This window comes from Shewanella oncorhynchi (assembly GCF_030848765.1).
In the GTDB taxonomy this organism is placed as follows: Bacteria; Pseudomonadota; Gammaproteobacteria; order Enterobacterales; family Shewanellaceae; genus Shewanella; species Shewanella oncorhynchi.
Genome location: NZ_CP132914.1, coordinates 1,969,959 through 1,991,127, shown reverse-complemented (window position 1 = coordinate 1,991,127; position 21,169 = coordinate 1,969,959). Strand labels below are relative to the sequence as shown.

Here is a 21,169-nt window from a genome sequence, read left to right as displayed (position 1 = left end):
AAGTGCAACACACTTCTCAATTTTGTCGTTACTGATATCACACTCAGCACTCACGACTGGGATAAGAGCGAAAATAATGGAAAATATTCAATCACAAAGCAGGCAAACTCGGTATCATGTCCCAATCACGTCTCTGACTAATTCGGCTATGGATAACGAAATTCCAGCTTCCCAAACCTGCGAGCCTCAAGCGGATGCTTTAATCACGTTTATGCTACAAGTAGCAGACAACCGAGACAGAGCCGCCTTTGGTCACTTATTCCAGCATTTCATGCCCAAGATCCGAGCCTTTGGTTTACAAAGACTGAATCAACAAGGGTTGGCGATGGATTTAGTACAAGAAACCATGACCAGCGTTTGGACTAAGGCTCATCTATATAATGCAGAAAAAGGGTCAGTGACAACTTGGGTGTTTACCATTATGCGTAATCAATGTTTCGATATGCTTAGACGGGTACAACACAATAGAGAAGATACTTTCGGTGATGATATTTGGCCGCTGTGTGATGCGACCATGGCTCAGGACACACTCACTGATCACAAGTTGACGGCTAAATTACTCCAACATCTTGATGCCCTTCCCATAGCACAAAGACAAGTTGTGCAAGGCATTTACATGCAAGAACTCACTCAACAAGAGCTAGCCGATACCCTAAAGGTACCGATAGGGACCATAAAGTCCCGTTTAAGATTAGGGCTAGAAAAGTTGAAAAGCTTCTTGGAGACACACAATGATTAAGCATCATCCCCAACAAGAATTACTCGTCAGCCATGCCAATGGGAACTTACCTTTATCAATGGCGATAGCAATATCCGCACACTGCGACCTATGTGATACTTGTCGAGAGCAGCTTGCCCTATTCACAGAACAAGCTGCAAATTTAGCATTAAATCCTGATGGCGGTCATGCTGCAAATGATACGGGCGAAGAGTTGATGCACAGAGAGTATGTTGAGGTGCAACACTCAGGCGGCAATCAAGAATCGGCATTGGACATTGACGCTATGATGGCGCAAATCATGGCTCAACCGGCAGCAACAAATGTGCCTAATAACGCCCCTATCGATGTCGACATAAAGCAACAGCATTACACTGTGCCCTCGGTGTTTCGTCAGCATTTGGCCCGTCCATGGCAAATATTAGGCAAAGTCAGTCGCATGCGTTTTGATGTCGATGAAACGAACACCCGCGCTAGCCTATTGCATATAGATGCCCAAGGTGAAATCCCCCAACATACCCATAAAGGTTATGAACTAACACTATTACTAGCCGGAGAGTTTTCCGATCTAAATGGTGACTATGTCCCAGGTGATTTTATCGTGCTTGACGGCCAACATCATCACTCACCGAAAACCATTAACGGTTGCTTATGCTACACAGTATTAGATGCACCGCTGCATTTTACCAAAGGTCTGAGTAAGCTACTTAATCCCATAGGTGAACTGATTTATTAAACCTTTTGACTGAGTTTTTAAACAAGAGCAAACGCATAGATTCATTTATAAATTCAGTTTAATAATTCCATTACATAACTGACTACGATTAATCCCATTAAAATGACCTGTTTTAGTGGGATTTTTTATAACATTTACCTATAAAACGGCAATATTAACCTTAGTCAATTACCACAAAAATAAAAACGAACCCATAAATAGGCCTGGCAATTCCTCTTTAAATCAAGTAAATGGCCACAAAAAACACACTTTAATTCAACATTGGCAAATAAATAATGACATCGAATAAAAATTAAACTTGCATAAGCCATTTTTATTGATATACTGCACGTCGTTTTGAGATACACCTTGTTGTTTACCTTTTTAACCCAGCCTGATATTTAGCAATCAGAGTTCGGTCCTCATAAAGAAAGCCTACTACAAGCAAAACCCCATAAGCTCAATCATTCGATATCACTAAAATCATGTGGTTATGTCTGTGAACTTACCGTTCTCCTTGTTGTCATAGTATTGTCATTAAGCTATGGTCAACTGGTTGAATCGAGTTATTCCATTGACGTAATCGACAACATGAAATATTTATCGATTAAGCATCTCTTGATTAATGAATCAAAGATGGGGTAACCTCGATACTCAATAGAACGAATCTTTCGCACAATTGCTAAGGATATTTTATAGTTACAACTATCTCACCTATGGGTGAATTAACAAAAAGGAGTGTGGCATATGTCATACAAAATTAATGGACATGAAATTACAGTGAACTTCCCTGTAGATTCAATCTCAGTAAATAAAACCTCAATTGCTTTTACCGATCGTCAAGGTAAAAACAGACAGACTTTTTCTAAACGTACAGAAGCCATCAGCTTTATGAAATGGTTATTGTCCGCGAACAAATAAGTCAAAAAGTAAGTAAAACGATAAGTTAAAAATTAATACCGCAGTACCCGTTTACTCAAGTGTATTTAATCGGTTTCCATTATCTTCGCAGTACCGAGCACTTAAGTAGACTGATAGCCGAATGTCACGAACACGCTATCCTTTTTTACGTCATTATGACGAGCACATTTGGTTCAGGCTGTATCTCTCTCACACAGATACCTGCCGAACCAAATGAGTCAAATCCAGCGTTAGATCACCTCTTTCCATTGCAGCATCCGCTAATATTCATACACATGAATACTGTTCAGCACATCATCTATGCCAAAACCCAATACTCAAATTGCCATGCAAACCTTGATAAACCAGATCAAAGAGACTATTCCACTCAATTTAGAAGAAGCACAACTGTGCCATGGACAATGTTTAGGTTGTTCGAAGAAAATGCTGGAAATGTTAGATGCCGAAATCAGTTATTGGCAATTTAGTGAGGTGGCGCCTAGCCTAAAAGATTTAAAAAACCTCGAAAACATTGGCCGTCGTACCTATAAAATTCTTAAACGGAACCAGTTACTGTCTTAATCGCTTGTATTTGCATTTGACTATTTATGGGGCGTTTTACTTACGCGACTTAAAATAAATTCAAAACTTAACTGACAATATGACCCTAATAGAAATCACATTGCCAGTTTTATCTTCGCTATTGTCGATAGCCGTTAAAAATCACAAATCGATAGGCTCAATTTCTAGACTCTGCCAACCTTGCGCGAATATCTGCCAAAGAATATTCCGTTAATAGTTCACCATCGGCAAATACGGGAACAAACTCGCAATTGTTGACATCTTGCCAGCTGGCTTGATCTTTAAGATAAAATTGACCCTGCTCATCTTTAAATACCGCCACTAAACCCTTAGCGGATTTTTTAGTGCCATCATCTGTTTTAGGATCTTTAAATATTTCTCTGTCTTTACCATCAACTTTCGCAAAGGTCGCTTTCACGGCATAACCGTCAGTATCTCGGGTCACGTGTTGATAGGTAAAACTGCCAATTCCAAACACAATATTGGTTGACGCAAAACCTTTAGCCTTTAAGCCAGCACAAATGGCTTCAGCACGTTCAATGGTGATTGAATCGCCATAGATCAGTCCAACATGGCTATTCAGCGCTTTGTAACCTTTGGCAGTTGTGCTACCCCCAAAGACGTCCCACAGACACTCAATAGCGCCTTTATATTCGGGACTCCCGATTGGTGCTTGTGGATCGCCACAAATGATCTTCACAGGGCAACCTGTATCAGGCCTAAACACTACTTTGCCATCGCGGGCAAGAATGCGGTCTTTTAACGCTAAGGTGAATTCTGTCATCACCTGCCAAAAATCCCAAGAATCTGAAACAATGCTGACAATGCCCGTTGGGTAAATATCTTCAATCAAACGTCGGAACGTCTCTAATTCATTCTCCATGCCACCCGCGCACATCACGCTGTGCTCCGTTGCAGGCACACTGCCACCGACAAGTTCTTTATCACTATCGGCACAGTAATATTGCTCAAGAAAATCAATGGCGGGTATGGTATCAGTCCCAGTAAAACTGAGTAAATGTGCGGCGCCGCTCATGATCGCGGCCTCCGCACCATACATGCCACGGAAACTAAAATCGTGACCCTGCCAATCAACAAAAGCGATGTCACCATCGGTTTCTAGCGCGTAAGTCTCAAATATTTTGCGGTATTGCAGCGCGGTAGTGGCACTGGTACACATACCCCACACATTAGCGGAAAGGATGGTTTCGAGATAATTGGTCAACCAAAAGAACCGCTCATCGGTATTGTACAAAATCAAGCAAGGCACTTTTAATGGATACACTGAGCCTTCAGGTAATGCCATAATTTTAATTGGTAAATAGCCTAAATCATGCAACTCCTCAATATGCTGAGTGCCAACATTATTCGGCCCGAGATAGTTATTGATACGGCGGGAGAATTGACGAATGACCTGATCTTTGGGTTGTTGAAAGAAATCACGGTTCCAACTGTCAATCAAGAAATGCTTGATAAAATATTGCAAGCCAAAAAACACCATTTGGTCAGTGTAACCACGACGGGATTTACGGGCGGTTAAGTTACTAAAAATCACTTGAGTATTATCGGGATATTGACGACGGTGGTCGACTTTATAGCCATCAATGGCGGTAACGGGATTCAAGTACATAATATTTTCCTTAATGATTCATATAACTCAAAACAGCATGACAATGACAGAACTCGCTCGAAATATGTGTGGGGACACCTAAACTATCGGTACAAAATAATCTGTCTATGCCCGACTCTCGCAGTACCAACTCGCTGGCCTTATCTTCATAATGTGACACGATCAAAATAACGCTTTGTGCACCCTTTTGCTTTAATTTGATGGCAAGTTCAATAAAGGTTCTGCCACCCGCGCAAATATCGTCAACGATTAAGCAGGTTTTACCCGATAAGTCATCACAGAACACTTCGGTAGCGATAATATGGCCATTGACCACATCACGATGTTTATCAGCCCTGATCACCGGCATTCCCTGTAACGCTTTAGCTAAGCCGAATACTTTCTTATTCGCCCCTGCATCGGGTGAGACTAACACTAGCTCACCCGATAATTGGGCTGCGATCGCGGCGACAAAGCTGTGGTTGTCTATTACCTGAACTCGGTCTAACAATGCGGCGGTGACATCGCTGTGCGGGTCAAAAACGGTGACTGAAGCATATTGCTGCTGATTAATCAGGCTAGCATAGACTTTTACCGACAAGGCCTCACCAGCATTACATACCCTATCTTGGCGAGCGCCCGGCATATAAGGCAATAACAGATCAATTTGCTCGGCACCACTGCGACGCAGTGCATCAGTTAACAACAAGAGCTGCATGATGGAATGATCGCCCCGATAACTGAAAAAGATCGTTACTCGTTTAGCTGGAGGAACAAGCAGCTGAACATGGTTTTCCCCCGCACCAAATTGAAATAAACGGTAGTGAGTCTCATCGCTAGCTGCGGGTAACCGATAAAAATCGGCTTGCGAACATTGAGCGTGAGAAGCATCTTGAGACGTTTGAATACGTTGAGACATAGTAACCTCCTGTCTGTGGCAAGATTGCCGAAATTGACGGCGCCCTTGTTGTCTACATGAACAATAGTGTCTTAAAGACATTATTGTGTAAAGTTGATTTTTAGACTATTTCAGACGCCGCAACCTAAAATGTTATGCTTAAATGGCATATAGTGTCTTTTGGACACTATTGGTGGGCGCGACAACTAAGAAGCTACAATATGGGTATCGAGTAATACAAGAACCGGAGACATTAAGGCAAAATCAGTAATTAAACAGCCTTTACTGATTCAAAGTCACCATGAATAAGGCATAAGCAGTCGCCGTAACTCATATTGAGCAAGGCGAATATCTTGCTTAAATCCACATTCACTGTGATCAACATTCTAAATTTCTTAAGAAGCGATACGATGCGGTATTGGGTTTCAAGCGGTATAAATTAGCAGGACGACCACGTTCGGTGCGCTTTAATCCCGTATCGATCAATAAATCGGCCTGTTCAACCCGCCGACGAAAAGATTTACCTTGGATAGGCTTGCCCAGTAAAACCTCATGAACATGCTGCAGTTCTGGCAAGGTAAAAGGTTCAGACAGTGCAAATCCTGGCACTAAAGAATATAAGGCTTTCTGTGTTAAGCGTTCCCGCGCTTGCTCAATTAACTGCAAATGATCAAACGCCAAGGGCATCTGCAACACATCTGCTAATGGCCACCACTTAACATCACTCACTGAATCAATCTGAATTTGGCAAGCTTGATAACTCATCAAGGCGGTATAACACACAGTCACGGACCAGCCTCTTACATCGCGACTACGATTACCCACAGTACAGAGCTGCTCAATATAAGGTGGTACTACCGCGGTTTTCTCATGCAGTTTACGTAATACTGTTTGCTCAAGGGATTGATCGCAATTTTCATCGATAAACCCTCCAGGTAATCCCCATAAACCTAAAAATGGATGATTTGAGCGTTGTACTAGGAGTACTTTAAGTTGCTGATCGTGATAGGTAAACAATACTGCATCCACTGTCAGTAGCTGAGCCTTAAAAACCTTAGGATCGTAATTGGCGAGATATTCCGCTTCAGTCATTGATATTTCTCATCGTTCCAAATCATCAGCTTAACTTAGCATTACACAGCTTCAAACATATTATGTCTTAGCGTCACTAAGTCAATGATCAGAGGCACAGGATGAGCCACTTTGCCCAAATTTACGCTGATAACGTGGCAACATGGTCTCGTTCCCGAGTAAGCCACCTTGGTGGATATACATCACAGGACGAGAACCTCCGCCTTGTAAATATTCCTCAAGCACAATAAAACCTAAGGGATCGTAGAGTAATTCAAACTGCACGCCTGAGGCGCAGACCCGCTGCCACATGGCATAAAATTCCGGATAAAGTTTACCAAAATGATATTTCTTGCCGACATTAACAATCTGTGGATGCTCACTGGTATTGGTATTAAGCAACGAAAATTGCAAGCGCAAATAATCATCGCCACCGACAACGGCACAAGTCACGACACGAATATCCGTTTGCTGACGGATAAAATACTGATTTAAAAATAACGCAGTCGTTCCCGTCCCCGAAGGTAAAAACACCGTTAAATCAACCAATCCATTCGCCTGCGCAAACTGTACTATCTCTTGCGCCAATCTATTTATCCCGTATTCGGCGTAAGCACAGCGCCCCCCCTCTGGGATAAAAAGCGCCGTCGGCTCATTCACGAGTACTTGAGCCTCGATATAATCTTGGCAACTCAGTCGCACATCGCCCACTTGCGCTGTAGGGTCAGGCCTAGCATTAAGATTTGACAAAACGTGAGGTTCAGATTGCGGCTGAGTGCACGCCTGCTTTTGTGCTATTAACACACTTAAATCGATAATATTAGCGCCATTCGCTAAAGCGGCAGCGTAATTGCCCGTAGGATATTTAACCACTTGACTGGCAATATGATCTACATAAAAATCACATTGCCAGCCTTTCATCTTCGCCAATTTTGACAATGAATACAGTGAGTTAGCTAATGGCGAGCCATGACCTATCACCTTGCTGATGCCTGCAAACTCATGATCTAAAAAATAGCCGAATTTGCGAGCTTTATTGCCACTAAACGCCGGATGCAGTAAATCATCACGTTTTAGGAATATGTCTCTGCCAGCAAAGGCAAATGTATCGACAGGGGAATTTGCAAACATCAAGCTACTCAAACGATTAAATTCTCTGTTTTTTAAACCAGTTAAGGGAAGGCTAGTGTAACTCCGCCCTTCCTGTTACGCCCTTAAGAAATTATCAATTTGGCGAAAAACTAGTGAAAATGACACATGAATCTCGAACACATATAATTAACCCATTGATTATGAATAATTTAAATAGTTGGCATAGTTATCGCTTAGACATTGACATATATTCAATTTATCGAAGCTAACGATAAAGGCTAACAGGGTAAACATAAGGAGTTTTCAATGGCTGTATTACGCTTAATATTCAACATAGCTTGGTTTGTACTCGGCGGATTTGTAATGGGACTCGCTTGGTGGCTTGCAGGTATCCTGTGTTTTATCAGTATCATTGGTATTCCCTTCGGCCGCGCCTGTTTTGTTATCGGCGAAATGACCTTTTGGCCCTTCGGCCAAGAACAAATGAACCGTCGCCACTTAACTGGACGTGAAGACTTAGGCACAGGTGCATTAGGCATGGTAGGAAATATCATTTGGTTCTTACTGTTTGGGATCTGGTTAGCCATAGGGCATTTGGTCCACGCCTTAGCTTGTTTTGTGACGATTATCGGTATTCCCTTTGGGATACAACATCTTAAGTTGGCTTTACTCAGCCTCACACCGATAGGCCAAACCGTAGTGGCTAAAGCTTAATAAGACAATGCGTTAACTGCGCTATTCACTCTCGATTATTTGGTTTCAAGAGTGGATAGCGCTTTGTCATCCCATACAGCAAATATCGCTTCGTTTAAGGCTATTTCTTCCTCCAATAAATCATTGCAATCATATTGAGTATTGGCAGACTCGCTATCCGCAGAAAACTGCGCTTGCGGCTTAGTCGCCCCCACAATGTCCAACAGATAATGCGCCAGTTTTGCGGGTGCATCTATAGCAGCATCGTGACCACAATAAGCAAGTACAATCAAATCGGTGTAAAAATGCCATGCTAACGCCTTACTCGATGCCATACTCACCAGCGCATCACGGTCACCGCAGAGCACAGTTATCGGCACTTCCACAGTCAATGGACATTGGTATTGAAAAGCCGCCCAAAGTTGTCGCCATAAATTGCGTCCACTTGGTGTGGTATCGCGGCGAAACTCACTCCACTTGACAATTAACTCTCGATCTCGCCGATGACGAAAACTGGTTAAACGCACTATAGTCGACTCGATTGGATGTAAAGCGTTACCCCGAGCCCGCATGAAAAAAGCCTTCAATGCATTCAGCGGGTTAAATCTTTGATACCAAGACGATAAATTCGCCGCACTGCTGTTTAATACAAAGACATGCCTTATCTGCCAAGGTCGCTGGCATGCCATTTCCAGCGCCAACATACCGCCCATAGACAAGCCGAGGAGATAAATAGTCTCCCCTTCCTGTACCTGCTCATCCAATTGCTGCCACACGGCATGGGCATAATCGGCAATCTTAAGCGGACTTAATTCGTGGGATAGCGTCCCATTGCCCGGAAGATCCGGTGTCAGCACTCGCAATCCCTTTTGTCGCAGACGCTGATCGAAACCATTCCAATGGCGCTGATCACGCATTAATCCCCTTAATAACACCCAAGTGGTCATGACTGAGACTCCCGATACCAATAATGCCGTGCGCACTCTGTCAGCTCAGTCAAACGTTCAGGTGTTAACTGCTCTAACGATTGGGCATAGGCCGCTTCCATCATAAATTGCATGAGTACTGTATGCCTGCGTAAAATCCTGTGGTGACGATGTGTTTTTTGTGGATTAAAAAAGCCAGCAAAATTAAATATTTGTCTAGGATTCTTCTTTATCCATGCCCAAGATCCCATCTCTAATGTCAAAGGTAAAAATGGCACCTGAGCAGAAGGATCTGCCACTTGATGCTGGCGATAGAGATAATCCCAAATATCACCATGAGTGCGATAAAACTGGCTCTGTGGCGCCAACCGATAATGGCCGTGATGGGGATAACTCTGTTCAAACAATTGTTTTAGATGAAAAATATAATTGGCATTTTCGAAAGCGGTACGGGTATGGGCGTAGGGGAACCAGATATGATCACTCAAGCCAAATCCCGAGTGGGCATCGAGCGAAATCAAACTTGTACTGCGACTCAACAGTTGTTGTACATAGGCAACTAAGCCCGCAGTTTCCAGCTCCATTCCCCCAATACCGCGATACCAGGGCAGCCGTGACGATATACGCTGTCCTCCCACCATAAAGGACACTTTTTCACGGGATTCTATCGGAGCGTTACGCATCAAATCCACTTGATTACCATTGCCCCGCGTTCCCATGAATAACCCAACAGGATTCACTACAGGTACAAAAGCTAACCGCAGGCCCGTTAACATCTGTTGTAGGTGTTTATCCCAAACAAGCCGCTGCAACAAACTGTTCAACAATGCCAAAATAACTTGAGATCCAATACGCTCAACCCCGTGCACGCCACCCACAAAGAGCACAGTCGGACAAGGCGTATCTGTACCTCCTAACTCAACACTGTAAAGGGGGAAATGCTCTTGGCGGAATGGAATGTCGGCAAGGATCTGATAATCCAACTTAAGATGATGAGTATCAATGAGTTGCTGCAGCGTATCTAACTCAAATGGAAGCTCAAAAGGAAGTTTCTTCATGTCACCTTAATCAATAAAATGAGAGAACTACTCATGCCGTTAAAGTGATACTAATAGTGAACAAAGACAAAATGATGACAAACTGCATATCAGAAGTGACTTTACGGGGAAATAAGCGGAAAAATAGCGAGTAAAACAAAGAATAAACTATCCTAAAACCCTACATTAGTCTTCACGATAAAGTAGCTCTCCAATGATGGTTTCTACGTCAACCTGCGCTAAACCTTGGTCAACAATATCTCGCCAACGCCGTCCCTCTTCTGTATTACGAAACGCGATATAGAGCTGCTTATTCGCCAGAATTTGCCGATTGATTTGCAACTTTGTCGCCAGCGGCTGTAAGGGCTTTTGCTTGAGTAAATAGTGCAAAACGTTGACATCAATCACCGCGGCATCAATCCGACCCGCGGCAACTTTTTTGACATTATGCTCATCCGAAGTCACAGCTTCAGTCCGCTGAACACCGGAAACGATCATGCGATCTAAGGCCTGAGTATTCACATAATCTTTCACCACACCTAAGGTATAGCGATTAAGATCTTCAATATAATTCCAACTTACTGGATGGGACTTTTGCTCCACCAGCCCCAATGGACTTTCGCCAATCGGTTTTGAAAAAATAAACTTTTCAGTTTCTACATAGTATTCAGGAAAATAACCTATGTAGTCAGAGTTCGGCATAGTCGTAAGTTTGACAGCGCGGCTCCACGGATAGAAATCCACGTCTAATTGGTGTCCCATAACGTTCAGCGCCGCCCGTACCACGGCAATACTGGCACCCTGCTCCGTTAATTGCTCTCCTGAATATGGCGGCCAAAGTAAAGAAGTGAGCATTAAGGTATCCGCTTTAGCTACGCTCAATCCCATAAAGGAAAGACAATACACAAGGAGCATTGAACGCCATCGAACCATTTAGTACTCCTTTGCCTGCATGGATTTACGACTACATCATCGACAACTTAACGCTTTCGTTTTTATCTGCCGAGATTTTATGACTGGTTAGATTTTATGACTAGTTTTAGTATAGCCATCAAGCCACAGCGGGGAAGTGAAGTTTTATTACAATTAGAATAATGATATTAGCAGCGAAAGCTAACTCAAAGTGTAGCTTGGCTTGATGGTATGACTCGCCAACTTTTTCGTTAGCCAATTAGCTTGTTCGTTTATCTGCTAACCGAAATAGCTAGATAGAATAAAATTCAAGCCGCATTGCGCGGCTTGAAAGTCAAAAAAGCGCACTCGCAAAATCACATCACTTAAGCATTAATATCTTCATATAACTCTTGATACATCAGCTCGCGCATTTTGAATTTCTGAATTTTTCCCGTCACTGTCATTGGATACTGATCCACAAACTTGATGTAGCGCGGCACTTTAAAGTAGGCGAATTTCTCGGTGAGAAAATGACGAATATCAGCCTCTGTAATCGCGGCTCCTGAGCGGACTTTGATCCAAGCACACACTTCCTCGCCGTATTTATCGCTTTGAACGCCAAAGACCGCCGCATCCTGCACATCTTTATGGGTGTAAAGTTTCTCTTCAATCTCACGGGGATAAATATTCTCGCCGCCGCGAATAATCATATCTTTAATGCGCCCCACAATTTGCACATAACCTTGCTCATCCATTTGGCCAATATCGCCCGAATGTAGCCAGCCTTGACTGTCTATGGTTGCCGCCGTTTTCTCAGGATCATTCCAATAACACTGCATAATGCAATAACCACGACTACAGACTTCGCCAGGTTGATTAATTGGCAGCACTTCGCCAAATTCATCGACAATTTTCACTTCGGTATGGGGTAAAGCACGGCCAACGGTAAGCACGCGTTTCTCTACGGGTGAGTCGATTTCAGTAATGTGATTGAGCGGACTGCATTCGGTCTGTCCATAACCAATCAGCACTTCCTTCATATACATCAGGTTTTGTACACGTCGCATCACTTCTTCAGGACAAGTTGCCCCCGCCATCACGCCGGTACGTAAGGAACTCAAATCAAAACGAGCAAATTCTGGGTGTTCCAACTCGGCAATAAACATGGTCGGTACGCCATGCAAAGCGGTGCAACGCTCTTGCTCAATCACTTGCAATGTCGTCAGTGGATCGAAGGATTCTCCGGGGAACACAGCAGTTGCGCCTTTGGCTAAGCAGACTAAACTGCCGAGTACCATGCCAAAACAATGGTATAAAGGCACTGGAATACAGAGTTTATCGTGACAGGTAAACTTCATCGCCTCTGCGACTAAATAGCCATTATTCAATATGTTATGATGGGATAAGGTCGCACCTTTCGGGCTGCCCGTCGTGCCAGAGGTAAACTGGATATTAATCGCATCGTACGGGCTTAATTCCTTAGCAATACTCTCGAGCATTATCCTGTCAGCGGCGGTCACATCAACGATCAAGTCATCAAAATTCAACATACCGACGGATTTCTCTGCGCCCATACGGATCACAAATTCAAGCTCAGGTACGGCTTTAGCTTGTAATTTACCCGCTGGGCAAGAAGTTAGCTCAGGCGCCAATTCATATAGCATCTCAAGATAATTGCTGGATTTAAACTTATCAGCACAAATTACCGCGCGACAACCCACGTTACTCAGCGCGTATTGTAACTCTTCAGGACGATACGCAGGATTAATACATACCATGATGGCGCCAATTTTAGCGGTCGCATATTGAGTTAAACACCACTCGATATTGTTAGGCGACCAAATCCCAACCCTATCACCAGACTTAATGCCGAGTTTTAATAGTCCTGTGGCGAGCGCATCGATTTGGGCAAGATATTGGCGGTAATTCCAGCGGATATGTTGATGGTGTACGACGACAGCTAATTGGTCGGGATACGTTGCCGCAATCTCATCAAGATATTGACCTATGGTCTTCTCAACGAGTTTCGGTGATGACTCGCCTCTAAACTCGCTAACATTGAGCGGGCTTATAACTTGGCTTGTAGGAACTGACATTAAGGCCTCCGTGCATTTATTATTATGGTTAGCGAGCCCCAAACTAACCAATCCACGGATCATGTCACAAGTAAAAAAGCACTTTATTAGACTAAAGAGTAAGACAAACTATTAGATAACAATCCATTAAAGCCCAGTGCTAACGGCTGATAAACTCAAAATGAGTACTCGACTTAGGCACATTTAAGCTTTGTAACCGCTCAACAATGGCCAGTAACACCCCTTGGCGACGCATATTTTCTAACACGCCGGGGCTAAAAACCTCGAGTCGCGTCATGGCGGTTAGCAGCAACTTACATTGTGCGATGCTCGCATCACGAATATAGGCAGGTTTATCGACTAAGTAACTGTTGTTATACCAATAGTCCCAAGTGAAATTAGCCAATAACCAACCTTGCGTTGTCAGGTCATTAATAAATTCCAGCATTCGCTCATGACTTAATATCACATCACCCGCCGTAAAATCCTTAAGATATTTAGTGTATAAACCACAATCGGATGTCATTGTTGAAGTCCCCATAACACACCTCACAGGTTTTGGTTGCCTCTGCTGCCACAACTTGTACGACACCAGTCTCACACCGAGATCGAATTTGACGCTTTGCCTTAGAAACGAGAATTTGCATAAGGCATACCAAATAAGATTGCTGTCAACAGGCTAAGCCACGTTATCTGAACGGAAACTTAATCAAACTCACAATGTTTGATATGGGGGACGAACTGGGGTATTCGGCAAAATTCAGATAAACTCAGCAGTATTGAAGCGCTTAACGGCAACTATGAGTAAAGGAAACAAGATGAACTACTGGCTTATGAAATCGGAACCCGACGAATTCAGCATAGATGATCTTAAGGCTTGCCCTAACCAAACCGAAGCTTGGCATGGGATCCGTAACTATCAGGCGCGTAACTTTATGCGCGATGAGATGCAGATTGGCGACAAGGTATTTTTTTACCATTCAAGCTGCAAAGTGCCCGGAATTGTCGGCATAGCAGAAGTCGTGACCAATGCGTATCCCGACAGCACAGCCTTCGATCCCGAATCGAAGTATTTCGACCCTAAGTCAGATCCAACCAAACCAAGATGGCTGCGAGTGGATATCCGCTTTGTCGAAAAATTTAACGAGATTATTCCCTTAAGTTTGATAAAAAGTTTACCCCAACTGGCGGACATGTATTTAGTCTCTAAGGGGTCAAGACTCAGTATCCAACCTGTGACCGCCGAACAATGGCAAGCCGTACTTATGTTAACCCGCTAGAAAGCACTCTTGAGCTAGAACGTTCAGCTATAGTTCATTTCGCATCGCCTATTGTTGGCCACATCCAGCATTGGACACAACATCAACTCAATGCCCCTTAGGAGTACAGATGAATAAATTGACCTCAGTGGTAATCACAGGACTTGTCCTCAGCTTAACGATGTCCATCTCAACCTTTGCTAAAGATGACCATGAGCACCACAAAAAGGATAAAAGCCTACCGCCGGGATTACAGAAAAAAATTGACCAAGGTCAGCCACTGCCACCCGGTTGGCAGAAAAAACTCCACCGTGGTGATGTGCTTGAGCATGATATTTATGATCGCGGCCGCATCGTAGTACCCTTAGACAGAGATGGCATCATTAGCATTCAAGTCGAAGGTGCACTAATCAAACTCGATAATAACAGCCGTAAAATCCTCGATATCGTCAATATCATTACCGATTAACTTCGCATGGCAAAATGGCATTTATAACTGACACATTTACAACTACGCCCAGCTCTTATCTGGGCGTAGTTGTACTTCTTAATACTGCTTTCATCTATCAAAAAACGTTGTCTGTAAGACAATTTATCACCCCAGTCCTCACTCAATAACGTTCTAACTTACAATAAAGCAACATATTGATATTTATCATATCTTTACTATCTGGCTATTGGTCGTAAATTGGCTAAATGCTAGACTCATGCAGGGTGAAAAGATATCGAACAGAACAAGATAAGTGTCACCTAAAAATACTCATGCGGCTAAGGCAAAATCTTAATTGAATTCATAGCATCCCGATAATGACCGTAGACTAACGCTGGATTTTTGATAATGGAAAACACCTCACTTCAACGGGTTAAGCAGGCAATTATTGCGGGGTTCTGGGCATCACTCGCCAGTATTTCTGTGGGGTTTCTATTTAAACTCTGGCTAGCACAATGGGTTGCCAAAGCCGATCTAGCGCTCTATCACACAGTGATCGACATTATCTCACTGTCGCTAATCCTAATGACGGGATTTCGCTCCTCTATGGTGGTGGCCTACTCCCAGACCAAGCAAGATGTGGATATCACTAATATATTCCGCTACAGCTTGATCGCTATGGTATTACTGACATGGGGCTTAGTTTTACCCTATATCAAGCACAAATTGCATCTTAATGTAGAATATTTTCAATTGGTTGGGATTATTCTGAGTATGGGGCTCAAGGTCTATTTTACCAATCAAATTGCCATGTACCGGCTATATGCCATCTCCAATAGAGTCACTTGGTTAGAGCCGCTCGCGCAAGTGACTAGCTTTTTATTATGTTTCTATGGCTTAAAACAAACAGCCATTGCATCACTCTTTTACAGCATGACACTGTCATCGCTCATCGTTGCCTTATATATGTACTTAAAACGGCGCAAAGATATTGCCACTCCGCCCTTAAGTGCAGTGCATTTTGATACGGGTTTACGCAGTTTTATGAAGAAAAGCCTGACGGCTTCCATGGAAGCGGGTGCCAGTATCTTGATGATTTACATCACCGTACTGCTGACTATTGCCTATTTCAGCATAGATGAACTGGGTGATTTCCAAGTGGTGGTGCGGCCGATGATCACTTACCTCACCCTGCTTTTTGTCTTTCCCATCTACCGGTTTGTACTGCCCGAAGTCGCAGTGTGCGTACGAGAAAAACGCTTTGACGAAGTCCAACAAATTAAATCATGGCTGACGAAAGTTTCTTTGTGGATCAGCGGTATTTTTTTTGTCGTTATGGTCTTTGCGAGCAAGCCGTTAGTCGCTTGGTTATTCCCCGAGCAATACATTAAAGCGGCTCCAGTATTAATGCATTTCTCCATGTTTTTTATATTTATGATGCTCAATGGCTACCAGCTAGCTTATATCAAAGCTCATGGCTACTTTACTCAAAGCCTACTTATTCGCCTTGCTGGTATCGCAGTACTGGTCGGTACTTTCTACGCTTACCGCCTGTATACGGAGAATGTCGTCGCGGTGATTTTAGCCTTAGGCACGGGCTATTTGATGATGTATCTCATATCTAAACTAGTTGAAAGACGCATTCAGCAAAGCCTTAACAACGGCGAAAATGCTTAAAACGATAAAGGAAATGAGAGGTTTCAACTAAAAAGGCATCCCAGAGGATAGTCTGGAATGCCTTAAGAGAAGACAGCATGTCAGCTTATCATTTAGCGCCCATCGAGCATGCGACCAAGACCTCCGAGTACAGAGCCTTCACCGCGATCACTGCCTCCCGCAGATGGGGCATGGGCGATAATACGGTCCGCCATACGTGAGAATGGCAAGCTTTGTAGCCAAACCGTCCCGTGGCCTTTGAGTGTGGCTAAAAACAAACCTTCACCGCCAAAGACCATAGACTTTAATGAGCCTGCACGCTCTATGTCGTAATCAATCCCAGAGGTAAATGCAACAAGACAACCTGTGTCAACTCTTAAGGTTTCACCTTTTAGTTCTTTTTTCACTAAGGTGCCGCCCGCATGGATAAACGCCATACCATCGCCCTGTAGGCTTTGCAGAATAAATCCTTCGCCACCAAAAAATCCCGTACCTAAGCGGCGATTAAATTTCATCGTCACGCGTGTACCTAAAGCCGCAGCCAAAAAACTGTCTTTCTGACAGATAAGCTCACCACCATGTTCGGCCAAGTCGATCGCTAGGATAGTGCCTGGATAAGGGGCGGCAAAGGCGACTTTACGTTTTTGATTGCCTTGGTTGGTAAAGTGAGTCATAAAAATGCTCTCACCCGTCAATGCCCGTTTACCCGCGCCCACCAACTTGCCAAAAAAGCCTGACTCAGGCTCAGAGCCATCGCCCATTTTGGCCTCAAAGCTAATATCTTGCTCTAGATAATTCATCGCGCCCGCTTCAGCGACCACGGTTTCGTTAGGATCGAGTTCCACTTCAACCAACTGCATACTGTGGCCGATAATTTCATAATCCACTTCATGACAACGTCTAGACATTCTGTTCCCCTTAACTGTCAGTTCCTTGTTACTATCCTTTAGATTGACCCCGATGGACGACTCTTTACTTATCGCGGCTCAATTTCACTCTTCATCTCGACCTTAATCTAGATCTAAGCTCAGTCTGAATTTAGGCCTTATTTTAACTCTCAATCTAAACCTTCATCTGACCTAGGCATTAATCTATGACATAAAATGTCAAAATGCGATTATTTTATGCGGTAACTTGTATCAAAAAATGACAAACGGCGACTTATCAACCTAAACCCACGCCATTAAACTGCTCAGCCTTAGCAAACTCCTCTAATATCAACTCGGTAAAAAGTTGTCCCGCACGCCCTAACGGACGCTCTAAGGTCGAGACGAGCTGTGGAATAAACGTAAAACGACTGCCACCGACGAAGTCGATTTCAACTAATTCGCCCTTAGCTAACTCTTCTTGCACTAAAAAGTCCGGCAACCAGCCAAAACCTAAGCCTTTTAACAAAGCGTTCTTTTTCATGATAAAGCCAGAAAGATAAAACACTTTATCGCCGCCAAATTGCATTTCATCGCGGTAACTTTTATTGGGTGAAGAGTCTTCGATAGTTAATTCCACATGTTGCTGCAGCTCAGACAAACTAATTTCGCGAATAAAAGACAAAGGATGCGAAGCACTGGCCACCAGCACGCTAGTAATTGCAGGCAAAGGCTGCGGATGATAATAGGGGCCAGTGCGATAATCTTTCACTAACATCAAGTCAGCATTATCACGCTCGAATCTGTGTTGCACGCCGCCTAAAAACTCCATATTCAGCTGAATTTTAGTGGGGATCTGATGTTCAGCCATACGCTTTAAGGCCGTCATGATAGGCTCCATCGGTAAGGCACCGTCTATCACTAGCTCTAGCTTGGGCTCCCAGCCTTCACTGAAACGACTGGCAAGATGTTCAATGTTTGCAAGGTGTTGCAGTAATCTTTGTCCCTCGGCCAAAATCACGCGGCCCTCTTGCGTCAGCTCAGCACGATATTGCTCACGGCTAAAAAGCGGCACGCCTAGGTGCTCTTCTAACTTTTTAACTTGATAACTCACCGCCGATTGCGCCTTGTGTAATCGCTCTGCCGCCTTGGCAAAACTGCCCTCTTCCACCAGCACTTGCAGCACATTAAAAGCATCAATATCGATGCGCATGGTCACTCCTTGGCTCTAATGAACATGTCACGGAAACACTACGATTCGTAAAGATTAGAATACCATCTAATTTTTAGATTAAGATAACGGATTTATTATTCTTTTTTTTGTTCATTCAAGCAACTAAATTGATAACAAGATCACATAACCATAACGACAAGCGAAGTAGAGCTAATCTCACGCCGCTGTAAAAACCAAGGATCCTCCATGCCATTTTATGTGAAACAAGGCCAGATTCCCCATAAGCGCCATATCGCATTTGAAAAGGAAAACGGCGAGCTTTACCGTGAAGAGTTGTTCTCAACCCATGGTTTTTCCAATATTTATTCCAATAAATATCACCACAACATGCCAACCAAAGCATTGGAAGTGGCGCCCTACAGCCTAGGCCATGGTGCCAATTGGGAAGATTCGCTGGTCCAAAACTATAAACTCGATTCCCGCGACGCCGACCGTGAAGGTAATTTTTTCAGCGCCCGTAACAAGATTTTTTATAACAATGACTTAGCACTTTATACCGCCAAAGTCACCGCCGATACCGACGAGTTTTACCGTAACGCCTATGCCGATGAAGTGGTTTTTGTCCACGAAGGCGAAGGCACACTCTACAGCGAGTACGGCACGATTAAGGTACAAAAGTGGGACTATCTCGTGATCCCACGTGGTACCACTTATCAACTAAAATTCAACGATTACAGCAATGTGCGACTTTTCGTCATCGAGTCATTCTCTATGGTGGAAGTGCCTAAGCATTTCCGTAACGAGTATGGTCAACTATTAGAATCGGCACCTTACTGCGAGCGCGATTTGCGCGTACCTACACTGCAAGAGGCTGTGGTTGAGCGCGGCGCCTTCCCCTTAGTGTGTAAGTTTGGCGATAAGTACCAACTCACCACGCTCGAATGGCATCCCTTTGATTTAGTGGGTTGGGATGGCTGCGTTTATCCTTGGGCATTCAACATCACAGAATACGCACCAAAGGTAGGCAAAATCCATCTACCTCCTTCTGATCACTTAGTCTTTACCGCCCATAACTTTGTGATTTGTAACTTCGTACCGCGCCCCTACGATTTCCACCCTAAATCGATTCCAGCGCCTTATTACCACAACAACATAGATAGCGACGAAGTCTTGTATTACGTCGATGGCGACTTTATGAGCCGCACGGGCATTGAAGCGGGTTACATGACCTTACATCAAAAAGGTGTGGCCCACGGACCACAACCGGGCCGAACTGAAGCCTCAATTGGCAAAAAAGAAACCTATGAATATGCAGTGATGGTGGACACGTTCGCCCCACTGAAATTAACCGAACATGTACAAAATTGCATGAGCAAAGACTACAACCGCTCTTGGCTAGAAGACTAGCCCCAAGCCACCAGCACTCCCATGCGGGAGTCATTAGAGTGACGGCGTGTTGCACTAAAATAACGAGGAAAACAACATGGCAAGCGAACTAAATCCACTGGGCTTATTAGGTATCGAATTCACTGAATTCGCCAGCCCTGATACTGATTTTATGCACAAAGTCTTTATCGACTTTGGTTTTTCTCTGCTGAAAAAAGCCAAGAACAAAGACATCCTGTACTACAAACAGAATGACATTAATTTTCTGCTCAACACTGAACGCGAAGGTTTCTCAGCTAAGTTTGCTAAATCCCACGGCCCAGCCATTTGTTCTATGGGCTGGCGTGTAGAAGATGCCGGCTTTGCCTATCGCGTTGCCGTTGAACGTGGTGCAAAACCCGCCGATGATGCCAACAAAGATCTGCCTTATCCTGCGATTTACGGCATTGGTGACAGCTTAATTTATTTCATCGACACCTTTGGCGCAGATAACAATATCTATGCCGCTGATTTTGAAGATTTAGACGAGCAAGTCATCACCCAAGAGAAAGGCTTTATCGAGGTCGATCACTTAACCAACAACGTCTACAAAGGCACAATGGAACATTGGGCTAACTTCTATAAAAACATTTTTGGTTTTACGGAAGTGCGCTACTTTGACATCAGCGGCGTACAAACCGCGCTAGTGTCCTACGCCCTACGTTCGCCAGATGGCAGCTTCTGTATCCCGATCAACGAAGGTAAAGGCAGCGATAAAAACCAAATTGATGAATACCTGAAGGAATACAATGGCCCAGGTGTGCAACATTTAGCCTTTAGAAGCCGCGATATCGTTAAATCTCTGGATGCGATGGAAGGCAGCTCAATCCAATGCTTAGACATTATCCCTGAATACTACGACACTATTTTCGAGAAGTTACCGCAGGTCACAGAAAATCGTGAGCGCATTAAACATCACCAAATTCTGGTGGATGGTGATGATACAGGCTATTTATTGCAAATATTTACTAAAAACCTGTTTGGACCGATTTTCATCGAAATCATCCAACGTAAGAATAACTTAGGTTTTGGTGAAGGCAACTTTACGGCCCTGTTTGAATCAATTGAACGGGACCAAATGCGCCGCGGCGTACTATAAGTATTCATCCAACTAGTAAAGAATCCGCCTTCTTAGAAGGCGGCTTTGAC

At 43.8% G+C, this 21,169-nt stretch carries 21 protein-coding genes; 10 read left to right on the top strand and 11 right to left on the bottom strand.

Annotated features, from left to right (window positions below):
* Positions 1-76 precede the first annotated feature (76 nt).
* From RA178_RS08950 to RA178_RS08935, 4 genes are all read left to right on the top strand, one after another.
* The gene (locus tag RA178_RS08950; protein ID WP_198573689.1) at positions 77-739 is read left to right on the top strand and encodes a sigma-70 family RNA polymerase sigma factor; all 663 of its coding nucleotides are present in this window, start codon (positions 77-79) and stop codon (positions 737-739) included.
* Positions 732-1,454 (top strand): ChrR family anti-sigma-E factor, encoded by a 723-nt coding sequence (locus tag RA178_RS08945; protein WP_306685174.1) that lies wholly within the window; start codon positions 732-734, stop codon positions 1,452-1,454. Before RA178_RS08950 ends, RA178_RS08945 begins: the two co-directional genes overlap by 8 nt.
* A 726-nt stretch (positions 1,455-2,180) precedes the next feature.
* Positions 2,181-2,354, top strand: coding sequence for a hypothetical protein (locus tag RA178_RS08940; protein ID WP_006082106.1), 174 nt, complete (start codon positions 2,181-2,183; stop codon positions 2,352-2,354).
* A gap of 300 nt (positions 2,355-2,654) precedes the next feature.
* Positions 2,655-2,915, top strand: coding sequence for a hypothetical protein (locus tag RA178_RS08935; RefSeq protein WP_263196328.1), 261 nt, complete (start codon positions 2,655-2,657; stop codon positions 2,913-2,915).
* A 157-nt stretch (positions 2,916-3,072) separates the two neighbouring features.
* On the opposite strand, the gene RA178_RS08930 is transcribed toward RA178_RS08935, so the two are convergent.
* The 4 genes from RA178_RS08930 to RA178_RS08915 all read right to left on the bottom strand — a co-directional run bounded on the left by RA178_RS08930 (position 3,073) and on the right by RA178_RS08915 (position 7,624).
* On the bottom strand, positions 3,073-4,545 hold the full coding sequence (locus RA178_RS08930) for a nicotinate phosphoribosyltransferase (protein ID WP_306685173.1): 1,473 nt from the start codon (positions 4,543-4,545) through the stop codon (positions 3,073-3,075).
* 10 nt (positions 4,546-4,555) lie between these two features.
* The gene (gene prs / locus RA178_RS08925; RefSeq protein ID WP_263142484.1) at positions 4,556-5,443 is read right to left on the bottom strand and encodes a ribose-phosphate diphosphokinase; all 888 of its coding nucleotides are present in this window, start codon (positions 5,441-5,443) and stop codon (positions 4,556-4,558) included.
* 357 nt (positions 5,444-5,800) lie between these two features.
* Entirely contained in the window at positions 5,801-6,514 is a 714-nt protein-coding gene (locus tag RA178_RS08920; protein WP_113940909.1) for an NrtR DNA-binding winged helix domain-containing protein, read from the bottom strand.
* A gap of 81 nt (positions 6,515-6,595) precedes the next feature.
* On the bottom strand, positions 6,596-7,624 hold the full coding sequence (locus tag RA178_RS08915) for a pyridoxal-phosphate dependent enzyme (RefSeq protein WP_306685172.1): 1,029 nt from the start codon (positions 7,622-7,624) through the stop codon (positions 6,596-6,598).
* Positions 7,625-7,891: 267 nt separating this feature from the next.
* Here RA178_RS08915 and RA178_RS08910 point away from each other — a divergent pair, with 267 nt between their 5' ends.
* Positions 7,892-8,299 (top strand): YccF domain-containing protein, encoded by a 408-nt coding sequence (locus tag RA178_RS08910; RefSeq protein WP_028759602.1) that lies wholly within the window; start codon positions 7,892-7,894, stop codon positions 8,297-8,299.
* 35 nt (positions 8,300-8,334) lie between these two features.
* Here the strand turns inward: RA178_RS08910 and RA178_RS08905 are convergent, their stop codons facing one another.
* From RA178_RS08905 to RA178_RS08885, 5 genes are all read right to left on the bottom strand, one after another.
* Positions 8,335-9,225 carry an alpha/beta fold hydrolase gene (locus tag RA178_RS08905; RefSeq protein ID WP_306685171.1) on the bottom strand — a complete coding sequence of 297 codons (891 nt, stop codon included), beginning with the start codon at positions 9,223-9,225 and terminating at the stop codon, positions 8,335-8,337.
* A complete protein-coding gene (locus RA178_RS08900; protein ID WP_198573683.1) occupies positions 9,222-10,262 on the bottom strand; it encodes a M14 family metallopeptidase in 1,041 nt (346 codons plus the stop codon). The genes RA178_RS08905 and RA178_RS08900 overlap by 4 nt, the downstream gene beginning before the upstream one ends.
* 165 nt (positions 10,263-10,427) lie before the next feature.
* On the bottom strand, positions 10,428-11,174 hold the full coding sequence (locus RA178_RS08895; RefSeq protein WP_263208087.1) for a substrate-binding periplasmic protein: 747 nt from the start codon (positions 11,172-11,174) through the stop codon (positions 10,428-10,430).
* Between the two features lie 344 nt (positions 11,175-11,518).
* Complete coding sequence (locus tag RA178_RS08890; RefSeq protein ID WP_306685170.1) at positions 11,519-13,231, bottom strand: AMP-binding protein; 1,713 nt, start codon at positions 13,229-13,231, stop codon at positions 11,519-11,521.
* A 139-nt stretch (positions 13,232-13,370) separates the two neighbouring features.
* A complete protein-coding gene (locus RA178_RS08885; RefSeq protein WP_028759597.1) occupies positions 13,371-13,751 on the bottom strand; it encodes a DUF6508 domain-containing protein in 381 nt (126 codons plus the stop codon).
* 277 nt (positions 13,752-14,028) lie between these two features.
* On the opposite strand from RA178_RS08885, the gene RA178_RS08880 reads away from it, so the two are divergent.
* The 3 genes from RA178_RS08880 to RA178_RS08870 all read left to right on the top strand — a co-directional run bounded on the left by RA178_RS08880 (position 14,029) and on the right by RA178_RS08870 (position 16,576).
* Entirely contained in the window at positions 14,029-14,490 is a 462-nt protein-coding gene (locus RA178_RS08880; RefSeq protein WP_105252186.1) for an EVE domain-containing protein, read from the top strand.
* 109 nt (positions 14,491-14,599) lie between these two features.
* Positions 14,600-14,938 (top strand): hypothetical protein, encoded by a 339-nt coding sequence (locus RA178_RS08875; RefSeq protein WP_105252185.1) that lies wholly within the window; start codon positions 14,600-14,602, stop codon positions 14,936-14,938.
* Positions 14,939-15,307: 369 nt separating this feature from the next.
* On the top strand, positions 15,308-16,576 hold the full coding sequence (locus tag RA178_RS08870; RefSeq protein ID WP_306685169.1) for an MATE family efflux transporter: 1,269 nt from the start codon (positions 15,308-15,310) through the stop codon (positions 16,574-16,576).
* A 92-nt stretch (positions 16,577-16,668) separates the two neighbouring features.
* On the opposite strand, the gene RA178_RS08865 is transcribed toward RA178_RS08870, so the two are convergent.
* Both RA178_RS08865 and RA178_RS08860 read right to left on the bottom strand, forming a co-directional pair.
* Positions 16,669-17,463: a TIGR00266 family protein gene (locus RA178_RS08865; RefSeq protein WP_113940919.1), complete on the bottom strand. Its 795-nt coding sequence runs from the start codon at positions 17,461-17,463 to the stop codon at positions 16,669-16,671.
* Between the two features lie 256 nt (positions 17,464-17,719).
* Positions 17,720-18,634, bottom strand: a complete 915-nt coding sequence (locus RA178_RS08860) for a LysR family transcriptional regulator (protein ID WP_028759592.1) — start codon at positions 18,632-18,634, stop codon at positions 17,720-17,722.
* 207 nt (positions 18,635-18,841) lie between these two features.
* On the opposite strand from RA178_RS08860, the gene RA178_RS08855 reads away from it, so the two are divergent.
* On the top strand, positions 18,842-20,002 hold the full coding sequence (locus RA178_RS08855; RefSeq protein WP_219251663.1) for a homogentisate 1,2-dioxygenase: 1,161 nt from the start codon (positions 18,842-18,844) through the stop codon (positions 20,000-20,002).
* A gap of 76 nt (positions 20,003-20,078) precedes the next feature.
* On the top strand, positions 20,079-21,119 hold the full coding sequence (gene hppD, locus RA178_RS08850) for a 4-hydroxyphenylpyruvate dioxygenase (RefSeq protein WP_106650847.1): 1,041 nt from the start codon (positions 20,079-20,081) through the stop codon (positions 21,117-21,119).
* Positions 21,120-21,169: the final 50 nt, after the last annotated feature.